The following is a 20,040-nucleotide window of genomic DNA, read 5'->3' as shown; positions in this document are numbered from 1 at the left end:
AGTTAAAGTTATACAGAAAAAAATATTATAGGGTTAAAACAGTATCAAATGACGATGCGCAACTCCGGTAATTCCCTGATGTGCTACGAAAAACGCAATTCAGCAAACGCATTCGTTAATGGCGAACTTGTACTAGAAAAGCTTTGCGGCCGTCAGTTGGGGGATTCCCTTGGACTGCGGCGCGCCTCTCAACGCCCCAACATCGGCCACACGCGCTCCACCCGCGACGCCACCCAGGCGGCAACCACGGCCTTGGCCAGGTCGCCGGGCAGGAACACCGCGACCGCCATCGCAGCCTTGGCCAAACCCATTTTCGTCACGGCGGCCAGCCAGGGCACGCCGCAGGCGTAGACCACCGCGATGCCGCCCACCACGCATGCCGCCAAATAGCCGGCGAACTTCCCCCAGCCGCCCGCGGCGCGGCCGGCCAGGCTGCGCGCCAGCCAGCCCGTCACGAGGGCGCCCGCCACCAGGCCGACGAGAAAGCCGCCGGTAGGCCCGAAAAAGGCGCCCAGCCCTCCCCGGCCTCCCGGCAGGACGGGCAACCCGACCGCCGCCAGCGCCAGGTACAGCAGGCAGGCCAGCGCGCCACGGACGGGTCCGAGCATTGCGCCCGCCAGCATGGCACCCAAGGTTTGCAGCGTGACCGGCACCGGTATGGCGGGCAGTGGAATCGGCGGGATCAGGCTCAGGACGACGATCAGCGCCGCGAACAGCGCAATCAGCACGGTATTACTGGATTTCACGGTTTTCCCCTTTGGGAGATGGAACTGGGCGCGCGGGCCTCAGTGGCTGCGCGCGTCTATCGCTTCGGATACTTCCTGCGCTCTTTTCAGCGTCAGCACGATCAAGGGCACGATCAGCGCGACCGGATTGGCGCCCAGGCCACGCGCGGCCTGCGCTTCGCGGATTTCCTGGAAGTTGCGCCAGATCTCCGGCACGAAACGCAGGGCCAGCGCCAAGGCCAGCGCAACCTTGCTGGCATCGACAAGCCTCAGGCGTTCCAGTGGCATCAGCGCCTTTTCGCAGACGGCAATCAGATCCGAGGTGCGCGTGGCCAGCGTGACGGCCAGGGCCAGTCCCACCATCGCGCCTACGCGCAGCAGCACGGCCAGCGCCTCCAGGCCGCCCTGGAACCAGGCCGTGAACAAGCCGACGGCCAGCAGCACCCAGGCCAAGCCCTTGACCTGCCGCCAGACGGCAGCCCCGGCCACGCCCGTGGACCAGACCAGCGCGGCGGCCGCCAGGAAGGCAGGCGCCAGCCAGCGCGGGTCGCGCAGCAGGAACAGGCCCGCGCCCGCCGCCATCAGCGCCAGCAGCTTCAGCCAGGCGGGCAGGCGGTGCAGAAAGGTATCTCCCGCGACGTAAAGCGGCTCCATCATGCGCAGTGCTCCCGGTACCAACGCAGCGCGGCGGCCGGCTGGTCATCGGCCGCGACGTTACCGTCGCGCACCACCACCACCCGGTCGAAATCCTCCAGCAGCTCCAGGTCGTGGCTGACGACGATGGCATCATGGGGCAGGCCCGCAATGGCGTCGCGCACGCGATTGCGATTGCGCAGGTCCAGCTGGGTGGTGGGTTCATCGAACACGATCAGCGCCGGTTCCATCACCAGCACTGCCGCCAGCGCCACCAGTTGGCGTTCGCCGCCGGACAGCGTGTGGCTGGTCCGGTCCGCCAGGTGACCGACGCCCAGGCTGCCCAATTGCGCATCGATACGGGCTTCGCGCTGCTGGCGGTCCGGGGACAGATGCTTCAGGCCGAACGCCAGGTCCTCGCGGACGATGGGGAAGACAATCTGGTTTTCAGGGTTCTGGAACACGAACCCGACCTGGCGGCGCACGGCCTTCAAGTCGCGCCGGGTGTCCAGCCCGCCCACCCGCACATTGCCGGCCGAGGGCAGGACCAGCCCATTGATCAGGCGCGCCAGCGTGCTCTTGCCGGCGCCATTGGGGCCGACGATGCCAATGCGTCGTTCGGCCAGCGTCAGGCTCACCCCATTCAGCACTTGCGCCTGGGGCGTGGAAACAACCGCCTGATCAAACTCGATTAACATGGGGCGGGATTATGCCCGAACCATTTCGGGCATCGGGACTCCAAGAGCTCATATGGACAAAGTACGAAAATCCGACGCCGAATGGCGGGCCCAGCTTTCCCCCGAAGAATACGTCGTCGCCCGTGAAAAGGGTACCGAACGGGCATTCACCGGGCGTTACTGGAATACGTTCTCTCACGGCATCTACCGCTGCGTGGGCTGTGGCACGGCGCTGTTCGCTTCCGACACCAAATTCGACGCCGGCTGCGGCTGGCCCAGCTACTTCCAGCCGCTGGACCCTGAACTGGTGCGCGAAGAGCGCGACACCACCCACGGCATGGTCCGCACCGAAGTGCTGTGCAACGTCTGCGACTCGCATCTGGGACACGTCTTCCCCGACGGCCCCGAACCCACCGGACTGCGCTACTGCATCAATTCCCTGTCGATGACGTTTGAACCCATAGAAGACTGAATGAAGAAGTTCCTGTTCGACCTGTTTCCGCTGTTCCTTTTCTTCATTGCGTATCGGTACACGGACATTTTCATCGCCACGGGCGTCGCCATGGCGGCGGCCGTGCTGCAGATCGTCTGGCTGAAAGCGACGGGCCGCGCCACCGAGGCCATGCATTGGATCAACCTGACCGTCATCCTGGTGTTCGGCGGGGCCACGATCTGGCTGCACAGCGACGTGTTCATCAAGTGGAAGCCCACGGTGCTGTACTGGCTGTTCGGCGGCGCGCTGGTCTTTGCGCGCTTGCTGTTCGGCCGCAACCTGATCCGCCGCCTGATGGAAAAGCAGATCCAGCTGCCCGACGCCGCCTGGGAACGGCTGAACCTGGTCTGGGCCGGCTTCTTCCTGATCGCGGGTGCGCTCAACCTGTATGTGGCGTTTTCCGGCCACTTCACCGAATCGCAGTGGGTCAGCTTCAAGGCCTTCGGCCTGATGGGCCTGATGGTGGTCTTCGTGATCGGCCAGTCGATCTGGCTGGGCAAGCATATCCAGACGGAGGAACAGGCCCCCTCCTCCGACACCCCGCCCCCTCAGCCCTGATCCCTTCCGAAATCCATGGCCGGCGCGCCGCGCCGGAACCAACCCTCACTCCTCATGTCAGACACCACCGACCGCATTTCCCTGATCCGGGAGCGGCTAGCCGCCCTGGAACCTGTCAGTTTGGACATTCTGGACGACTCGCATTTGCATGCCGGCCACGAAGGCAGTAAAAACGGCGCCGGCCACTATCGCGTGATCATCGTAGCGCCTTGCTTCGCGGGGCTTTCGCCCGTTGCGCGGCATAGGCTGGTGTATCATCATTTGCAAGATTTGATCCCTTATCCGATTCATGCGCTTGCGCTAGATGCCCAGGCTCCCAAATAGAAAGTAAAAGGATATTCATGAAACGCATCGTCATGCTGGCTGCGGCCTGCGTCATCGCCGTGCCGGCTTTCGCTCAGAACGTGGCTACCGTCAACGGCAAGGCCATCTCGCAGAAGAGCCTGGATCAATTCGTCAAGCTGCTGGTCAGCCAGGGCGCCACCGATTCGCCGCAACTGCGCGAACAGGTCAAGCAGGAAATGATCAACCGCCAGATCTTCGTGCAAGCCGCCGAATCCAGCGGTATCGCCAAGCAGGCCGACGTCCAGACCGAAGTCGAACTGGCCCGCCAAGGCATCCTGGTCCGCGCCCTGATGGCCGACTACCTGGCCAAGCACCCCGTGTCGGACGCCAAGGTCACGGCCGAATACGAGAAGATCAAGAAGGAACAGGCCGGCAAGATGGAATACAAGGTCCGCCACATCCTCGTCGAAGACGAGAAGACGGCGAATGACCTGCTGGCCCAGATCAAGAGCAACAAGAGCAAGTTCAACGATCTGGCCAAGAAGAACTCCAAGGACCCCGGCAGCGCCGAAAAGGGCGGCGACCTGGGTTGGGCTCCCCCGACCAACTACGTCCAGCCGTTCGCGCAAGCCGTGACGCAGCTGAAGAAGGGCGAAATGGTCGACAAGCCGGTCCAGACCCAGTACGGCTGGCACATCATCGTGGTCGACGACACCCGTCCGGTGGAATTCCCGCCGCTCGATCAGGTGCGCCCGCAACTGGAAGAAATGCTGCGCCAGCAAACCCTGGCCGACTACCAGAAGGAACTGCGCGAAAAGGCCAAGATCCAGTAAGCCTTGCCGCACAGATGAAAAATGCCCGCGCAAGCGGGCATTTTTTCGCCCGGGTTTTCCTGCGCCGGGGTGGCACAGCCTCTGCTATGCCAGCGCCTGCCGCAGCTGGGCATCCCACAGACGGCCTTCCAGCAGCGGCGACAGATGGCCGTAGCGCCCAGCCACGCTGGTCTGGACAATATGGGCGGGATACGCGATCCGCGCCCCCGCGCCCGGGTCGTCGGGCGCAAAGAGCTCGTCGGATACGCAGCGCAGCCAACGCACGGGCGTAGCGGTTTCCAGCAGCGCGTCGCGCACGTCGTAGCGGCAGGCGGACGTCCTGAGCGCCGCCATGGACCACGGTGAAAAACGCGCCGCCCAGGCCTGCGCCTCGGCCCGCAAACGCTGCTCCGCGGCGGGTTCGCCCGCATCGGCCAGCCATTGCGCGTAGCCATAGCGACGCAGGGTTGCGCAGCGCAATTCGACCCATTCGTTCCAGGCATGCGCATCGCCCGCGTCGAGGGCGGCGGCGATGCGGCGCAGGCGCTGCGCGTCCGCCATGCTGCCGCCGCCGCGCGGCGCCGACGCCAGCGCCACCACCCGCCCGACGGGCAGCGGCGCGGCCACGGCCCACTGGAAGGCCTGATAGCCGCCGTAGGAATAACCCACCACCGCATCCAGGCGCTCGACGCCGATCGCGCGCAGCCATTCCCCCTGCAGGCGCACGCCATCGGCAATCGATATGTCAGGAAATGCGCTGGCGGCCGCCCCGATCGGCGCGCTGCTGCCGAAACAGGATCCCAACGCGTTCGGCGCCAGCACGCAGGTATCGCGCGTGTCCAGCGCCGCTCCCGACCCCAGCCAGGGACTGGCCCAGCCGGCATCGGGATGGACCTCTCCCTCGGCCGCAAGCAAGGCCTGGTGGCTGCCGGATATGCCATGCAGCAGCAACACCACGGCGCGCGCGCGCTCCGGCGGCGGACCGTAGCGGGCCCAGGCCAGCCGGACCGGCGCCAGCGTTCCCCCGCCGTCCAATGGCAAGGCATCCAACTGCGTCACGCCACCGGCGCGACCTGAGGGCTGACGGGTGGACATCGGCAGCGCCTAAACGGGACGTTCGCCCATGACCGTGGTGCGGTAGATCGTGCGCCGCATGCTGGCCGGCAGTTCACGGGTGGTGGCCTTGTGCATCACGCAGCGGTTGTCCCACATGACCACGTCGCCCGGCTCCCATTGCAGCGCGTACTGGTACTGCTCCTGCGTGCAATGCGCGAACAGGCGGTCCAGCAATTCCTGGCTGTCCGCTTCGCCCCAGCCAGACACCTCGGCGGTCATGCCGGGATGGACGTAGAGCGCCTTGCGGCCCGTCTCGGGATGCGTGCGCACGATGGGATGTTCGACGTCAGGCGTGCCGGCCAGTTGGCTGGCGTCCATCTTCACCTGGGTGCCTTCGTCGGCCCTGGTGTTCTTGCGCCGGTAGCGGTGCACCGCCCGCAGGCCCGCCAATTGGCTTTGCACGGCGCCGTCCAGTTCCTCGTAGGCCTGGTACATGTTGACGAACAGGGTGTTGCCGCCTTCCGGTGGAATCTGTTGCGCATTCAGAATGGTGGCCTTGGCCGGGCATTCGCGGAAGGCGAAATCCGAATGCCAGTACGAACCGCCGTCGGCGATGCCCGCCGGCACGCCGTTCTTGACCTCGTTGGAAAGCACGAATATCTCGGGATACTCGGGATGGTTGTACTGGGCCAGCACGTGGATATCCAGCTCGCCCAGGCGGCGGCTGAAGCGCAACTGGCCCTCGGGCGAGAGGCCCTGGTTCTTGAAGACCAGCAACTGGTGGCGCAGGAACAGCGCATTCACATCCGCGAAGGCGGCGTCGTCCAGGGTTTCCAGATCCACGCCATGGACGGCCGCGCCGATCAGCGGGCTCAGGGGTATCGCTTTCATCATCAGGCTCCGGCAGAGGTTCAGGGAAGGCGGTGCACGCGGGCCTCGGTGCGCACCAGCGGCTCGGCGCCGTGCTCTCCGATCAGCACCGGATACTCCAGCCGCATGCCGCCCACGCCCGGGCGGTACAGGTGCGTGCCCAACGCCACCACCATGCCGGGCGTCACGACGTCGCGGCTGCGCAGGTTGATGAAGGGCCGGGTGCGCGCGCAGGTGCCCAGGCCATGGCCGAACAGGGGCAGGCCGAACTCGCTCAGTCCGTGCTTTTCGAACACGGCAATGCCGCGGCTGGCGCACTCCGCTATCGGCCGGCCCGGCGTCAACGATGCCAGCATGGTCTGCACGGTCTCTTCCCAGCAATCGATCAGCTTGCTCTGGACCGGGTCGGGCTTGCCCAGGAACACGGGCAATGCCGTATCCGCCATGTAGAGGTCCAGCAAGGGATGCAGGTCCAGGATCACGAATTCGTTCGGCTGGATGGCGCGGTCGGTCGCCTGCTGGGTCACGCCGCGCAGGAATCCCGTGCGCTCGCCGGCCCCGACTTCGGTACCGCCCGTCACCGCCCAGGACCAGGTGCTGCCTCGTTGCCGGATCGCACGCTCGATTTCGCCGGCGATCTCGTTCTCGGTCGCTCCGACCCGCACCGCATTCATGCCCTGCTCGAAACCGTAGTCCGAGACTTCCGCCGCATGGCGCAGGCGCTCGATCTCGGCAGCGTCCTTGATCAGCATGACGTCGTCGATCACGTCCACGCCGTTCGCGAAACGGATGTCGGGCAGATGGCTGGTGAGGTCGAAGTACTCGGCCGCAGTCAGCATGCCCGGCGCCACCTGCGCCGCCCCGGGGTGCGACAGGTCCAGCGCCACCTTGCCACGCGTCAGTCCGTGATGCTCCAGGCGCTGGCGTATCAGTTGCGGAAAGTCGGAAAACTCGAACTCGTACATTTCCATCTCATGGCCTTCCACCCGCACTCGCGAGGCGTCCATGGCCCAGTAGATGAATTCGCAGTGGCCGTCAGCCGTGACCAGCACGGCGCCGCGCCAGGGCATGAATGCGCCGCTCAGGTAGTGCAGCGCGCCCTGGCGGGTGCCCAGGTAGGCATCGAAGCCGAGTTCGCGCGCGCGTTGGGCGACGCGCTTGCGGCGCGCCTGAAAATCGATGGACTGCATGTGTCACTCCTCCTTGGGGATTCAGGAAACGGATGCGCCGGAAGCCTTGACGACAGGCGCCCATTTCTCGGTTTCATCGGCTGTGAAGCGCGCAAAGTCGTCGGGCTTGCTGGCCACCGGATCCGCGGCCTGCGAAACAAGTTGTTCGCGCACGCGGGGATCGGCCAGCGCCTTGGCAATTTCCTGCTGCAGGCGTTCGACGATGGGACGCGGCGTGCCGGCGGGCGCGAATACGCCGATCCAGGACGTCATGACATAGCCCGGCAGGGTTTCGGCCACGGTGGGGATGTCGGGTGCGGCTGGGGAACGTTCCGGCCCGGTCACGGCGATTGCGCGCAGCTTGCCGGACTTGATCAGGGGCTGGGCGATGACCAGGCTGTCGAAGGCCAGGTCGGCCTGTCCGCCGATCACGTCCGTGAGCGCGGGCAGGCTGCCCTTGTACGGGATGTGCTGCATCTGCACGCCGGCCATCTCGTTGAACAGTTCGCCCGACATGTGCATGGACGTGCCGCTGCCGCCCGAGGCGCGGTTGAGCTTGCCGGGGTTGGCCTTGGCATAGGCGATGAGGTCTGCCACCGAGTGGATCGGGAGCTTCGGGTTGACCACCACCACCAGCGGATACGACACGACCTGCGTCACCGCCGTGAAGTCCTTCAACGGCTGGAACGGCATGGACTTGTACAGGGTCTGGTTGATGGCGTTGGTGCCTATCGTGCCCATCAGGATCGTGTAGCCGTCCGGCGCCGCCTTGGCCACGGCGTCCGCCCCGATATTGCCGCCCGCCCCGGGCTTGGCCTCGACGATGACCGATACGCCCATGCTCTGCGTCATGCGTTCGGCCAGCAACCGGGTGACGATTTCAGTAGGTCCGCCGGCCGCGGCGGGCACGACGAAGCGGATGGGTTTGCTGGGATAGGCCTCGGCCGCGCCGGCGACGGAACTGGCCGCCGCCCCCGCCGCCAGGGCGCATGCGCCCAAGGCGCGCAATAGTCTCCTGCACATGGCATGTCTCCGTTGTTGCGGGACGTACCGGGCGGGTGCCCTGGCCGACCCATCTAATTAACGAACAATTGTTCGCTAATTGGCATTTTATGAAGATTGCCACGGATGTCAAACTACAATCGAGCCTCCAACGACAAGACTGCCGATACATGGACACGACATTGCCGGAACCGAAAGAAAGGAAAGAGGAGTTTCTCGACAGCCTGGCCAACGGCCTGCAATTGCTGCAGATCTACGCCACGGGCGTGGCCAGCGTGACCGTGCAGGAGGCCGCGGAACAACTGGACGTGACGCGCGCGGCGTCGCGGCGCATTCTGCTGACGCTGGAAAAACTGGGCTATGTGCGGCAGGACGGCAGGAATTTCTCGCCCACGCCCAAGGTCATGGACCTGGGTTATGCGTATTTCGCTTCGCTAAGCCTGCCCAAACTGACTCGCGCGACCATGCGCGAAGTCGCGCAGACCGTAGGGGAAACCTGCTCGCTGGGCGTGCTGGACCGGCAACATGTCGTGTTCCTGGCGCGCGAAGAAGGCCCCAAGCTGCTCAAGCTGGACCTGTCGGTGGGCAGCCGCCTGCCCGCCTACGCCCACTCCCTGGGCCGCACGCTGCTATCGACGCTGGACGACGAGGCGCTCGACGCATATCTGGAAAGCGCGGACCTGAAGCGCCTGACGCCCTACACGACCGTGTCGCGCAGCGCCCTGCGCAAGCTGATCCGGCAGGTGCGCCAGGACGGCTACTGCATTTCGGTCAGCGAATTGGTGGATGGTTTCGCGGGCGTGGCCGTGCCGCTGTACAACCACGAAGGCCGCGCGGTGGCGGGCCTGAGCGTCAGCATGGTGCTGGGCTCCCGCCAGCCCGACGAATTGAAGCAACAGCATCTGCCGGCCTTACAGCGCGCCGCCGCCGCCATCCGCGACATGATGCCGCGCAGCACCATCTGATTCTGTGCCTGGGCGGGCGGCCTCAGCCGCCCTGTTCGCCCAGCAAGGCTTTCAGGCCGTCCTCGTCCAGCACCGCCACGCCCAGTTCCTGGGCCTTGGCGAGCTTGCTGCCGGAATCCTCGCCGGCCACCAGATAGGCCGTCTTCTTGGACACCGAACCGCTGACCTTGCCGCCCGCCGCCTGGATGCGCATCGAGGCTTCTTCGCGCGTCCAATTGGGCAGCGTGCCTGTCAGCACGAAGGTCTTGCCGGCCAGCGTCGTAGCCTGCGGCGCAGCCTCGGCCACGGGATTCACGCCCTGCGACTTCAGCTGTTCGATCACGTCGCGATTGTGTTGCTCGGCGAAGAAACGGCGGATCGATGCCGCCACCACCGGCCCCACATCGGGCACGGAGGACAAGGCGTCTTCATCGGCGTCCATGATGGCGTCGATGCTGCCGAAATGGCGCGCCACGTCGCGCGCCGTGGTCTCGCCCACATGGCGGATGCCCAGCGCGTACAGCAGGCGGTTCAAGCCGGGGGCGCGCGCCTTGTCGATGGCGGCCACCAGGTTGTCGGCGGACTTCTGGCCCATGCGGTCCAGGCCCACCAATTCGAGCGGACGCAGGCTGTACAGGTCGGCCAGGGTCTTGACCCGGCCGCTGTCGACCAGTTGATCCACCAGTTTTTCACCCAGGCCTTCAATGTCCAACGCCTTGCGGCTGGCGGCGTGCCACAGCGTCTGCTTGCGCTGCGCGCCGCAGAACAGGCCGCCGGTGCAGCGCGCGATGGTCTCGTCTTCCAGGCGTTCGATGGCCGAGCCGCAGACCGGACAGGCCGTGGGCATGACGAATTCACGGGCGTCATCCGGGCGCTTATCCAGCACCGGGCCCAGCACTTCGGGGATCACGTCGCCCGCGCGGCGCACGATGACGGTGTCGCCGATGCGCACGTCCTTGCGGCGGATCTCGTCTTCGTTGTGCAGCGTGGCGTTGGTGACGGTGACGCCGCCCACGAACACGGGCTTCAGGCGCGCGACCGGCGTGATGGCGCCGGTGCGGCCCACCTGCACTTCGATATCGACCAAGGTGGTGGTGGCTTCCTCGGCGGCGAACTTGTGCGCCAGCGCAAAGCGCGGCGCGCGCGCGACGAAACCCAGCACCTTCTGCGCCGGCAGCGAATCCACCTTGTAGACCACGCCATCGATGTCGTAGGGCAGCTCAGGCCGCAGTTTGCCAACCTTGGCGTAGAAGGCCATCAGGCCCTCGGCGCCGCTGGCGCGGTGATTGTGCTTGACGTTGACCGGCAGGCCCAGCGAGGCCAGCCAGTCCAGCATGGCGCCATGGGATTTCTCGGGTAATTGCGAGGCTTCGGCCGCCCCCGCCGAGGCTTCGGCGAACAGCCCTCCCTGGGAGCCCGCCAAGCCCTGGACCTCGCCCCAGCCATAGGCAAAGAAGCGCAGCGGCCGCTTGGCGGTGATGCGCGGATCCAGCTGACGCAGGCTGCCCGCGGCGGCGTTGCGCGGATTGACGAAGACTTTTTCGTCGCGCTTGGCCTGGGCCTGGTTCAGTTTTTCGAAGTCGGCGCGGTTCATCAGGACTTCGCCGCGGACTTCCAGCACCTTGGGGTACGCCCCTTTGAGCTGCAGCGGAATCGCCTTGATCGTGCGGATATTGGAGGTGACGTCTTCGCCTGTCTGGCCGTCGCCGCGGGTCGCGGCCTGCACCAGGCGGCCGTCCTCGTAGCGCAGGCTGATCGCCAGCCCGTCCAGCTTGAGCTCGCAGAAGTAATCGGCTTGCTGCGCCGGCCCCAGCAGGCCCGCGCCGCGCAGCGTGTCGGTGACGCGGCGGTCGAAGGCGGTCACGTCTTCTTCGTCGAAGGCGTTGCCCAGCGACAGCATCGGCACGACATGGCGCACGCTGCCAAAGGCCGAAACAGGCGCCGCGCCCACGCGTTGCGTCGGCGACTCAGGCGTCACCAGCTCCGGATGCTCGGCCTCCAGCGCCTGCAGTTCGCGCATCAGCCGGTCGTACTCGGCGTCCGAGATCGACGGATCGTCGTAGACGTAGTAGCGGACGTTGTGCTGTTCGATTTCGGCGCGCAAGCGCGCCGCGGCCTGCGCCGCGTTTTCACCGCCAGTCGCGCCGCTCATTTATGCAAACACCCTTAGGGCGCGCTCGCTGCCAGCGGGCAGGCCCGCTTGTTCGAGCTGGCCGAACAGCACCTGTAGACGCTCGTCGATGACCGTTTCCGAACCATCGGCCAGCGGCTTGCCCTGGTCGTCCACCAGGTCCGCGCGCAGGCGAGCGGCCAGGTCGCGGCCCACATCGACCATGCGGCCGAAAGCGCGCTCGTCCGCCGGGCTGCAAGGCACGTCCAGTAGCAGGTACAGACGTTCGATGCCGCCCATGCCGGCATCGAATGCCGCACCGTCGCCGCGCGCCAGCGTGAAACGGGCTACGCCGTTTTCCGCCAGCCAGGCCAGGCGGCTGCCGTCGGCAACGAAGCCCATGTCGCGCGCCACGGACAGGACCTCGGCGGCGGGCTGGGCGGCGCCCAGCAGCAGGGTCAGGCCGACCTGGGTATCCAGGGCGGCGCAGGTGTCGTCCAATCGGGCGCCCTGCTCCAGTACGGCCTGCTGGTCCGGACCTTCGATGGTGGCGTCGAAACGCTCGGCCATGTCCTGGGCGCGAGCCCAGGCCTGCGACCATTCGATGGCGGTCAGCGGGCCGCTGCGATTGGCCAGCAGCACGGCCAGCTGCATGGAGGCGTAGGATTCGCCGGCGTGGACGCGCGCGCGGTGGCGGCGCTGATCGGTTTCGGCGAACACGCGCATGGGCTTGCGGCCCACGTGGCGCAGGCTTTGCATGTAGGGCAGCAAATCGGCGCCGCGCACGGCGTCGGCGAAGTTGATCTCGATGACCACCTCGCAAGCGGGATCGGGTTCTTCGGTATCGTCGGCATCGCTGCCGGCATCGACCGGGGCCGGCTGACCGGGCTGGGCACGGGCGCTCTCGCCGCCCATGCCAGGCTCACGGCGCGCCGCCGCTGCGCCCGCGGTTGCAGACGCGCCGGCTGCCGCGCCCGCCCCCAACAGCGGATCCTGCTCGGTGGAGGGGAAATGGGTCTGCATCTTGCGCCGGACGCGCCGGTCCTGCCACCAGTTGAATCCCAGCACCAGCAGTATCAGCAATACGCCCAGGGCTATCAGCCCGATCTGCAAATCACTCATGTATCAATCCCGCGCCGAAACCCCGACGCCCTTCTGAATATTGGGTTTATGCCGCTTCGGAGGCCATCATCTGGACGGCCGAGTCTATGTCTACCGCAACGATACGCGAAACCCCTTGCTCTTGCATGGTTACACCGATCAGTTGCTTGGCCATCTGCATCGCGATCTTGTTGTGCGAGATGAACAGGAACTGGGTCTGCTCGCTCATGTTGGCGACCAGGTTCGCATAGCGTTCGGTGTTGGCGTCGTCCAGCGGCGCGTCCACCTCGTCCAGCAGGCAGAACGGCGCGGGGTTGAGCTTGAACAGCGCGAACACCAGGGCGGTCGCGGTCAGGGCCTTTTCGCCGCCGGACAGCAGGTGGATGGTGCTGTTGCGCTTGCCTGGAGGCTGAGCCATGACCTGCACGCCGGCATCGAGGATTTCCTCGCCCGTCATGGTCAGCTTGGCCTCGCCGCCGCCGAACAGCTTGGGGAACAGCTCGCCGAAGTGGCCGTTGACGACGTTGAAGGTCTCTTGCAGCAGCTCGCGGGTTTCGCGGTCGATCTTGCGGATGGCGTCCTCGAGGGTCTCGATGGCGGTCATCAGGTCCTGATGCTGCGAATCGAGGAAGCCCTTGCGCTCGCGCGAGGTATTCAATTCGTCCAGCGCCGCCAGGTTGACCGAGCCCAGGGCTTCGATCTGGCGTGAAATACGGCTGACTTCGGACTGCAGCCAGCTGGCGCGGCGCCATTCGTCGGGCTGATTGGCCAGATCCTGGGCCAGCGCCTCGCGGTCGACCTCGCGCGCGTTCAGCTGTTCGGTGAACTGCTCTTCAGCCAGGCGCGCGGCCTGTTCCTGCAGCTGCAGTTCCATGATGCGAGCGCGCCGCGGCTCCAGCGTCTGCTCCTGCTGCAGGCGGTCTTCGTCCGCGCCGCGCAGCAGGGCCGCCAGATTTTCCAGTTCCTGGCGGGCGCGCGACAGCGCTTCCTCGCGCTCGGCGCGCGCTTCCAGGGCGTCCTGCAAGCCAGCCTGGGACGCCGAGGCGTCCAGCTCGGCCAGGTCCACCAGCAGCTGTTCCAGCTCGACGCTGCCGCGCTGGCTTTGGTCGGCCGCCAATTGCTGGTTGCGCTGCAGATCGGTGATACGCACCTGGATGCCGCGCTCGGCGAATTCGGCTTCCTGGGCGGCGCGTTCCAGTTCGCGCAGGCCGGCGCGGGCTGCTTCGGCCTGCGCCGCCAGGGTTTCACCGTCGATCTCGGCGTCGGCGAAACGGGATTGGTGTTCGGCCAGCTCTTCGTCCAGCGCCTCGAAGCGGGCTTCCGCCTCTTCGCGGGTGGCGCGCAAGTCTTCTTCCTGGACCTTGATCTCTTCCAGGTCCTGGCGCAGACGCGAGGCGCGCTCGCCGGACTGTTCGGCCTGCTGCTGCAGGCGCGAGTGTTCCAGTTGGATGTCGTGCACCCGGCGCGTGACCTCGGCCACCCGCTGGCGCGCCGGGGCGATGGCCTGGGACACTTGCTGCCAGGCGGCTTCGGCGCGGGCGACCGCGGCGCGCGCCTGGTCGGCGATCAGTTGCTGGGCCTTGATCTCGCGTTGCAGGTTCTCGATTTCCTGCTGGCGCGCCAACAGGCCGGCCTGCTCGGAATCCGGCGCGTAGAAACGCACGCTGTGGGCGTCGACCAGATGGCCGGCCTTGACCACGCAGGCGCCGCCCGCGGGCAGGCTGGCGCGCATGGCCAGCGCCTGGGTCACGTCGGTAGCCGTGTAGATGCCGCCCAGCCACTCATTCAGCAGCGTGCGCAGGTCGGGATCGGTTATGCGCAGCAGGCTGGCCAGCGACGTCAGGCCGGCGGGCGCGGCGGGCGTCGGCGCCGCGGCGGGCAACTGGTAGAAAGCCAGCCGGGCCGGCGGCGCATCTTCGGCGAAGGCGCGGGCCCAATCCAGGTTGCGTACTTCCATGGAAGCCATGCGCTCGCGCAGGGCGGCTTCCAGGGCGGTTTCCCAGCCGGGTTCGATGTGCAGCTTCTGCCACAGGCGCGACAACCCGGCCAGTTCATGCTTGGCCAGCCAGGGTTCCAGCGCCCCCTGCTTCTGCACGTCTTCCTGCAGCTTCACGAGGGCCGACAGGCGGGCTTCCAGGCGCGCCAGGTTCTGCACGTCGGTCTGGGCGGCGGCCTGGGCGCGGCTGCGCTCGGCGTCCGCTTCGGGCACGCGGCCTTCCAGGGTGGCCAGCTCTTCCTGGGCCTCCTCGAGCTGGTCTTCGCCGGCGGCTCGGTCGCCAGCCAGTTGCTCCAGGCGCACCGGATCGGGACTGTGCAGTTCGCGCAGTTCCTGTTGCAGGCGCTCGCGGCGCTGGTCCAGGGCCTGCATCTGGCGGTCCGCGTCGCGCTGCGACTGGGCCACCAGGGCAAGATTCTGCTCGACGCGGGCCAGCGCGGCGCGCATCTCGTCGCGCCCCGAGGCGGCTTCGCGCACGCGCTGCTCCACGGCCGGCAGCGCGGCCTGGGCGTCCTCGGCCTTGGCGCGCGCCTCTTCGGTGCGGGCGGCGCCGGCGGCCAGGTCTTCCTCGGCCTGGGCGATCTGTTCGGTGCAATGCTCGCGCTGGGCGGTCCACTCGCCGATCTGCTGCTGCAGCTGATCGCGACGCGCCTGCAGGCGGTTGCGGGAATCCACCACGTGACGGATTTCGGCTTCCAGGCGGCTGACCTGCGCATTGGCTTCGTACAGCCCGCCCTGGGCGGTGTGCACGGCGTCGCTGGCGGCGTAGTGGGCCTGGCGGCGGGATTCCAGCGCAGCTTCGCCCGCCCGCAGGCCGGCGATGGCGGCTTCCAGTTCATTCTGGGCCTGGGCCATCTCCTGGGCTTTCTTGGCGCGCTCTTCGCGCGCGCCGGTTTCCTTCAGGAACCACAGCGCATGCTGCTTCTTTTCGCCGTCAGCCTGGAGTTCGCGGTAGCGCGTGGCCACTTCGGCCTGCGCTTCCAGCTTTTCCAGCTGATTGTTGAGTTCGCGCAGGATGTCTTCGACGCGGGTCAGGTTTTCGCGCGTGTCGGACAGGCGATTCTCGGTCTCGCGACGCCGTTCCTTGTAGCGCGACACCCCTGCCGCCTCTTCCAGGAACACCCGCAGTTCTTCGGGGCGCGCCTCGATCAGGCGGTTGATCATGCCCTGGCCAATGATGGCGTAGCCGCGAGCACCCAGGCCGGTGCCCAGGAAGATGTCGTGGATGTCGCGGCGGCGGACCTGCTGGTTGTTGACGAAGTAGCTGCTGGTGCCATCGCGGGTCAGCACCCGGCGCACGGCGATTTCCGCGTAGGTGCTCCACTGGCCGGCGGCGCGCCCCTCGCTGTTGTCGAACACCATTTCCACCGAGGCCCGCGCCGCGGGCTTGCGGTTGCCGGAGCCGTTGAAAATGACGTCCTGCATGGACTCGCCGCGCAGTTCCGAGGCCTTGGCCTCGCCCAGCACCCAGCGCACGGCGTCAATGATGTTCGATTTTCCGCAGCCATTGGGACCCACCACGCCCACCAGTTGGCTGGGCACGGGAATCACGGTGGGATCGACGAAGGACTTGAAGCCGGCGAGTTTTAGCTGAGTAAGACGCACAGTACGATGACGACGGGGTGGGTTGAACGAAAGGCGTTAACGGACCTGCCGCACAGATTGCAAACCGGCCCCTGGAGGGCCGGCGCACATATGGGTCGTATGATACCGCAGGCAGTCTGTCCCCAAACGTCAGCAAGGGTCAAGGCGTGTTGTCCCTGAGGCTTGCCGGCGGTCAATCCGCGGGCAAACGCTCAATGGCCGCCGTCTGGGGTCCGGCTATACTCCCTGACACTTTTTTGCACGACACATAAATTTTCACGCGGACTGGCCGGGGCCAGGCCTGAGAACGGGGACATTCTTGAAACGTGGTTTCTATCTGGTCATGGCCGCGCAGGCCTTCTCGTCATTGGCGGACAACGCGCTGTTCATCGCAGCCATCGCCTTGATACAGGAACTGCATGGGCCGGACTGGATGGCGCCCATGATGAAGTGGTCGTTTGCGCTGGCTTATGTCGTGCTGGCCGCCTTTGTCGGGGCACTGGCGGACTCCTTCCCCAAGGGCCGCGTGATGTTCTCCACCAATGCCCTGAAAGTGACCGGCTGCATGCTGATGTTCTCGTATGCCAGCATCGGCGTCGCCCCCGAATACCAGACCTACCTGGTCTGCGCGGCCTACGGCATCGTCGGCATCGGCGCCGCGGCCTACTCTCCCGCCAAGTACGGCATCGTCACGGAAATGCTGCCCCCGGCCATGCTGGTCAAGGGCAACAGCTGGATCGAGGGCCTGACGGTCTTTTCCATCATCCTGGGTACGGTGCTGGGCGGCCTGCTGATCTCGTCCTCGGTTTCCACCGCCCTGCTCAGCCATTCCTTCATCGGCAAGCTGGTCCACACCCCGGCCGAAGCCGCGATCCTGGTCATCGCCTTCGTGTACCTGCTGGCGGCGCTGTGCAACCTGCTGATTCCGCACACCCACGTGCGCTACCCGCCGCAACAAAAGAACCCGGTACGGCTCATCCGCACCTTCTGGGGCTATGTCTGTGTGCTCTGGAAAGACAAGCTGGGCCAGATCTCGCTGGCCGTCACCACCCTGTTCTGGGGCGCGGGCGCCACGCTGCAGTTGATCGTCATCGAATGGGGCCGCAGCCATCTCGGATACCAGCTGGACAAGGCCTCGATGCTGATGGGCGTGGCCGCGCTGGGCACCGTCGTCGGCTCCATCCTGGCCGGCCGCATTCCGCTGCGCCGCGCGCTGGCCGTGTTGCCGGTCGGCGCCGCCATGGGCCTAGTCGTGCTGCTGATGCCGCTGGTCTACTCGCCCTGGAGCGTCTACCTGCTGCTGCTGATCACGGGCGGCCTGGCCGGTTTCTTCGTGGTGCCGATGAACGCGCTGCTGCAGCACCGCGGCCACGTGCTGCTGTCGGCCGGCCACTCCATCGCCGTGCAGAACTTCAACGAACAGCTCAACATCCTGCTGATGGTCGCCATGTACACGCTGCTGCTGTGGCTGCAGCTGCCCATCAACATCATCATCGTGATCTTCGGCACCGTTGTCGCCGTGCTGATGGTGGTCTTCATGCGCTGGAGCAAGCGCAACCTGCAGGCCAACCCGGAACTGCACGACCAGATCGGCCAGGAAGGCCATGGGCGCGCGCTGGACTCCACGCACTAGGCGCGCGATTCCGCTGCAATGAAAAAACCGGGCTGACGCCCGGTTTTTGTTTGCCCAAAGATAGCGGAGCCAGGCTCAGGCCAATTGCGCCACGGCCAGGCGCAGGTCCTGCCAGGCGCGCGCCTTCTCGCTGGGACTGCGCAACAGATAGGCGGGGTGGTAGCTGACGATTACCGGAATCTCCCGCCCTTCATCCGTCTTCAACTGGTGAACGCGGCCGCGCAGGCTGCCGATCGTGGCGTCCGTGCCCAGCAGCGTCTGGGCCGCGAAACGACCCAGCACCAGGATCCGCTCCGGCTTGAGCAGCGCAATCTGGCGCATCAGGTACGGACTGCAAGCCGCGATTTCCTCAGGCTTGGGATTGCGATTGCCGGGCGGCCGGCACTTGATGACGTTGGTGATGAACACATCGCGCTCGCGGCTCATGGACACCGACGACAGCATGGCGTCCAGCAACTGGCCCGAGCGGCCCACGAAGGGCTGCCCCTGCCGGTCCTCTTGCTCGCCAGGCGCCTCGCCCACCACCAGCCAGCGCGTAGGTTGGCCGCCGTGGCCGAACACCGCGTTGCGGCGGCCCTTGCACAGGCCGCAGGCGGAACAGGCCACGACCTGGTCGTGCATTTCTTCCAGAGTGGAATTCCGGATCGCTTCTGCCACAGGCACGGGCGGCGGAGGCGCCGCCTCGGCCTCGGCCTTGGGAGCCGGCGGCGGCGGCGGGCCTTTGCGGTTCAGGATCGACGTCGGTATGCCGGGGCGGCCGGGAGCGGGTTCCGCAGGAGCCGCCGCGGCGGCGGGTGATGCCTCGCGCGCCGGGACCGCCGGGACCGCCGCGACCGGAGCGACAGGCTGCGGCGCAAGCGGCGCCTCGGCGACGGGATCCTGGGCCGCAGCCGGCAAAACCGGCTTGGAAACAAGGGCTTGCGCCTCGGCCGCCGGTTTGCCGGGCGCAGGGGCTGGACGCAGCCACAGCCGCTCCATGCCGATCTCGCGCAGCCAGATGCGCTGCAGCGGATTGACCCGGGGCGCGGCCGGCGGCGGCGCTATGTTGGGCTGGCTCATGCCGCCGCTCCATCCGCCGCAAAGCGCTTCTGCATGACCAGGGCATCTTCCCTGCCGCCTTTCTCGGCCGGGTAATAGCCCCGGCGCACGCCGATCTGCAGATATCCGTGCCGTTTGTAGAAGCTGACGGCCGACTCGTTGGACGGGCGCACTTCCAGCAGCACGCCCTCCATGCCGCGCTCACGCGCCTGCTGCTCGCACCAGTCCAGCAGCACGCCGCCCAGGCCCTGGCGGTGCAGCGGCTTGGCGACCGCGATCACCAGCAGGTGCGCCACGTCGGGCGCGAACATGAGCACGCAGAACCCCGCCAGCTTGCCCTCGCGCCTCAGCGCCCAGGCGCCGTAGCCTGCCGCCAGGGCGTCCGCGAAATTGCCACGGGTCCAGGGGAAGGCCTGCACGTGCGCTTCCAACGCCACGACCTCGTCCAGGTCGGCGTCGGTCATCGGTTGAGGCACCGCGGGAACCAGCGAAGGCTGGGCTTTCGGATTGCCGCCCTCGCCCCGCATGCGCTCGGCAGTGGTGAACGCCACCTTGTCGCGCACGTACAGCGGCGCGGCCAACTCGGGCGCCACGGCTTCGCCCCGCAGCCAGCCCTGCCGGCCCAAACGGGCAACGCTGGCCGCTTCCGGACGCCTGGCGTCGGCGCGGCGCCAGGCGCCGGGATATTCCATTTCGGACGCGTAGGCGTCCCAGGCATCGCCGGCCAATACAGGTTCCAGCGGCCGGCCCGCGCGCGCCGACCATGCCGGCAGGTGATGGGCGGTCCATGGCACCACTTCAGCCGCCGCGATCAGCAACGGCGCCTGCAGGACTTCCCAAGAGATTTCGCCATCTGAAACGTCCGTCTGGCGGTAGACGGCCAGATAGACCTCATTCATGCGGGCGTCCAGCGCCACCACGATCGCGTCCGCCGGCGTGGCCTCCACCTGTGCGGCGACCGCCTGATGAGAGACAATGGGAAGTACGGGGATGCCCAGGCCGAGGCCCATGCCTTGCGCCACTCCGCAGGCCACCCGCAGGCCGGTAAATCCGCCCGGCCCCTGGCCGAAAGCCACGGCGTGCAAGGCGGCTGGCGCCAGTCCGAACGCCGCCAGCAGTTCGTTGGCCATGGGCAAGAGCCGTTCCGCGTGCTCCTGGGAACCCTCGTGTTCCCTGACGCTGACCTCCAGGCGGCCATCGGCCGCCCGCAACAGGGCCACGCCGCAACGGGACGAAGAAGTTTCCAAAGCCAGCAGGTTTAGTTCCATAGATGCAGATTGTACGAAATACCGCGACTCCGCCCCCGGTTATCAGGGGGATGCGAGGGGGATTTCAACCATGGTTCGCAATGTGT

General features: G+C 66.7%; 18 protein-coding genes. 6 read left to right on the top strand and 12 right to left on the bottom strand.

All coding sequences use genetic code 11. The features are described from left to right. Positions 1-188: 188 nt before the first annotated feature. Genes HV766_RS12415 through HV766_RS12405 form a run of 3 tightly spaced genes read right to left on the bottom strand, consistent with a single transcriptional unit; the run spans position 189 to position 2,056 of the window. Entirely contained in the window at positions 189-746 is a 558-nt protein-coding gene (locus tag HV766_RS12415) for a biotin transporter BioY (protein WP_175181230.1), read from the bottom strand. A 39-nt stretch (positions 747-785) separates the two neighbouring features. Next, the gene (locus HV766_RS12410; RefSeq protein WP_175181229.1) at positions 786-1,382 is read right to left on the bottom strand and encodes an energy-coupling factor transporter transmembrane component T family protein; all 597 of its coding nucleotides are present in this window, start codon (positions 1,380-1,382) and stop codon (positions 786-788) included. Then, complete coding sequence (locus HV766_RS12405; RefSeq protein ID WP_054450540.1) at positions 1,379-2,056, bottom strand: energy-coupling factor ABC transporter ATP-binding protein; 678 nt, start codon at positions 2,054-2,056, stop codon at positions 1,379-1,381. The genes HV766_RS12410 and HV766_RS12405 overlap by 4 nt, the downstream gene beginning before the upstream one ends. Positions 2,057-2,108: 52 nt before the next feature. Between HV766_RS12405 and msrB the strand changes: the two genes are divergently transcribed. From msrB to HV766_RS12385, 4 genes are read left to right on the top strand one after another with little or no spacing between them, the layout of a single operon-like run. After that, positions 2,109-2,507, top strand: coding sequence for a peptide-methionine (R)-S-oxide reductase MsrB (msrB, locus tag HV766_RS12400; RefSeq protein WP_054450538.1), 399 nt, complete (start codon positions 2,109-2,111; stop codon positions 2,505-2,507). Then, positions 2,508-3,086, top strand: a complete 579-nt coding sequence (locus HV766_RS12395) for a septation protein A (RefSeq protein ID WP_119450986.1) — start codon at positions 2,508-2,510, stop codon at positions 3,084-3,086. Positions 3,087-3,140: 54 nt separating this feature from the next. Then, a complete protein-coding gene (locus HV766_RS12390; protein ID WP_082400667.1) occupies positions 3,141-3,410 on the top strand; it encodes a BolA family protein in 270 nt (89 codons plus the stop codon). A gap of 17 nt (positions 3,411-3,427) precedes the next feature. After that, a complete protein-coding gene (locus HV766_RS12385; protein ID WP_175164515.1) occupies positions 3,428-4,204 on the top strand; it encodes a peptidylprolyl isomerase in 777 nt (258 codons plus the stop codon). Positions 4,205-4,288: 84 nt separating this feature from the next. Here the strand turns inward: HV766_RS12385 and HV766_RS12380 are convergent, their stop codons facing one another. The 4 genes from HV766_RS12380 to HV766_RS12365 are packed head-to-tail and all read right to left on the bottom strand — an operon-like array spanning position 4,289 to position 8,301. After that, the gene (locus HV766_RS12380; RefSeq protein WP_175181228.1) at positions 4,289-5,278 is read right to left on the bottom strand and encodes an alpha/beta fold hydrolase; all 990 of its coding nucleotides are present in this window, start codon (positions 5,276-5,278) and stop codon (positions 4,289-4,291) included. Positions 5,279-5,287: 9 nt separating this feature from the next. Continuing rightward, positions 5,288-6,130 carry a TauD/TfdA dioxygenase family protein gene (locus HV766_RS12375; protein WP_054451310.1) on the bottom strand — a complete coding sequence of 281 codons (843 nt, stop codon included), beginning with the start codon at positions 6,128-6,130 and terminating at the stop codon, positions 5,288-5,290. Between the two features lie 20 nt (positions 6,131-6,150). Further along, entirely contained in the window at positions 6,151-7,299 is a 1,149-nt protein-coding gene (locus HV766_RS12370; protein ID WP_175181227.1) for a M24 family metallopeptidase, read from the bottom strand. Between the two features lie 21 nt (positions 7,300-7,320). After that, positions 7,321-8,301, bottom strand: coding sequence for a Bug family tripartite tricarboxylate transporter substrate binding protein (locus HV766_RS12365; RefSeq protein ID WP_175181226.1), 981 nt, complete (start codon positions 8,299-8,301; stop codon positions 7,321-7,323). 149 nt (positions 8,302-8,450) lie between these two features. Between HV766_RS12365 and HV766_RS12360 the strand changes: the two genes are divergently transcribed. Next, positions 8,451-9,245 carry an IclR family transcriptional regulator domain-containing protein gene (locus tag HV766_RS12360; RefSeq protein WP_082400663.1) on the top strand — a complete coding sequence of 265 codons (795 nt, stop codon included), beginning with the start codon at positions 8,451-8,453 and terminating at the stop codon, positions 9,243-9,245. A 22-nt stretch (positions 9,246-9,267) separates the two neighbouring features. On the opposite strand, the gene ligA is transcribed toward HV766_RS12360, so the two are convergent. Genes ligA through smc form a run of 3 tightly spaced genes read right to left on the bottom strand, consistent with a single transcriptional unit; the run spans position 9,268 to position 16,036 of the window. After that, complete coding sequence (ligA, locus tag HV766_RS12355; protein WP_054450524.1) at positions 9,268-11,376, bottom strand: NAD-dependent DNA ligase LigA; 2,109 nt, start codon at positions 11,374-11,376, stop codon at positions 9,268-9,270. Next, complete coding sequence (locus tag HV766_RS12350) at positions 11,377-12,456, bottom strand: cell division protein ZipA C-terminal FtsZ-binding domain-containing protein (protein WP_054450522.1); 1,080 nt, start codon at positions 12,454-12,456, stop codon at positions 11,377-11,379. 46 nt (positions 12,457-12,502) lie between these two features. After that, complete coding sequence (gene smc / locus HV766_RS12345; RefSeq protein WP_054450521.1) at positions 12,503-16,036, bottom strand: chromosome segregation protein SMC; 3,534 nt, start codon at positions 16,034-16,036, stop codon at positions 12,503-12,505. A gap of 298 nt (positions 16,037-16,334) precedes the next feature. On the opposite strand from smc, the gene lplT reads away from it, so the two are divergent. Continuing rightward, positions 16,335-17,648, top strand: a complete 1,314-nt coding sequence (lplT, locus tag HV766_RS12340) for a lysophospholipid transporter LplT (RefSeq protein ID WP_054450519.1) — start codon at positions 16,335-16,337, stop codon at positions 17,646-17,648. A gap of 75 nt (positions 17,649-17,723) precedes the next feature. On the opposite strand, the gene HV766_RS12335 is transcribed toward lplT, so the two are convergent. Then, positions 17,724-18,707 (bottom strand): uracil-DNA glycosylase, encoded by a 984-nt coding sequence (locus tag HV766_RS12335; RefSeq protein ID WP_175164314.1) that lies wholly within the window; start codon positions 18,705-18,707, stop codon positions 17,724-17,726. Next, positions 18,704-19,954, bottom strand: coding sequence for a tRNA (adenosine(37)-N6)-threonylcarbamoyltransferase complex dimerization subunit type 1 TsaB (tsaB, locus tag HV766_RS12330; RefSeq protein WP_175181225.1), 1,251 nt, complete (start codon positions 19,952-19,954; stop codon positions 18,704-18,706). Before tsaB ends, HV766_RS12335 begins: the two co-directional genes overlap by 4 nt. Between the last annotated feature and the right edge of the window lie 86 nt (positions 19,955-20,040).

Origin of the sequence: Achromobacter aegrifaciens (assembly GCF_902859735.1) — a bacterium.
Taxonomy (GTDB): domain Bacteria; phylum Pseudomonadota; class Gammaproteobacteria; order Burkholderiales; family Burkholderiaceae_B; genus Achromobacter; species Achromobacter aegrifaciens.
The sequence above is the reverse complement of the archived record's forward strand: the minus strand, read 5'-3'. Positions and strand labels throughout refer to the sequence as shown.

Excerpts from the sequence above, each read along its gene's own strand:
- HV766_RS12410 (WP_175181229.1), bottom strand. The coding sequence starts at position 1,382 with ATGATGGAGCCGCTTTACGTCGCGGGAGATACCTTTCTGCACCGCCTG.
- HV766_RS12405 (WP_054450540.1), bottom strand. The coding sequence starts at position 2,056 with ATGTTAATCGAGTTTGATCAGGCGGTTGTTTCCACGCCCCAGGCGCAA.
- msrB (WP_054450538.1), top strand. The coding sequence starts at position 2,109 with ATGGACAAAGTACGAAAATCCGACGCCGAATGGCGGGCCCAGCTTTCC.
- HV766_RS12395 (WP_119450986.1), top strand. The coding sequence starts at position 2,508 with ATGAAGAAGTTCCTGTTCGACCTGTTTCCGCTGTTCCTTTTCTTCATT.
- HV766_RS12390 (WP_082400667.1), top strand. The coding sequence starts at position 3,141 with ATGTCAGACACCACCGACCGCATTTCCCTGATCCGGGAGCGGCTAGCC.
- HV766_RS12385 (WP_175164515.1), top strand. The coding sequence starts at position 3,428 with ATGAAACGCATCGTCATGCTGGCTGCGGCCTGCGTCATCGCCGTGCCG.
- HV766_RS12380 (WP_175181228.1), bottom strand. The coding sequence starts at position 5,278 with ATGTCCACCCGTCAGCCCTCAGGTCGCGCCGGTGGCGTGACGCAGTTG.
- HV766_RS12375 (WP_054451310.1), bottom strand. The coding sequence starts at position 6,130 with ATGAAAGCGATACCCCTGAGCCCGCTGATCGGCGCGGCCGTCCATGGC.
- HV766_RS12370 (WP_175181227.1), bottom strand. The coding sequence starts at position 7,299 with ATGCAGTCCATCGATTTTCAGGCGCGCCGCAAGCGCGTCGCCCAACGC.
- HV766_RS12365 (WP_175181226.1), bottom strand. The coding sequence starts at position 8,301 with ATGTGCAGGAGACTATTGCGCGCCTTGGGCGCATGCGCCCTGGCGGCG.
- HV766_RS12360 (WP_082400663.1), top strand. The coding sequence starts at position 8,451 with ATGGACACGACATTGCCGGAACCGAAAGAAAGGAAAGAGGAGTTTCTC.
- ligA (WP_054450524.1), bottom strand. The coding sequence starts at position 11,376 with ATGAGCGGCGCGACTGGCGGTGAAAACGCGGCGCAGGCCGCGGCGCGC.
- HV766_RS12350 (WP_054450522.1), bottom strand. The coding sequence starts at position 12,456 with ATGAGTGATTTGCAGATCGGGCTGATAGCCCTGGGCGTATTGCTGATA.
- HV766_RS12335 (WP_175164314.1), bottom strand. The coding sequence starts at position 18,707 with ATGAGCCAGCCCAACATAGCGCCGCCGCCGGCCGCGCCCCGGGTCAAT.
- tsaB (WP_175181225.1), bottom strand. The coding sequence starts at position 19,954 with ATGGAACTAAACCTGCTGGCTTTGGAAACTTCTTCGTCCCGTTGCGGC.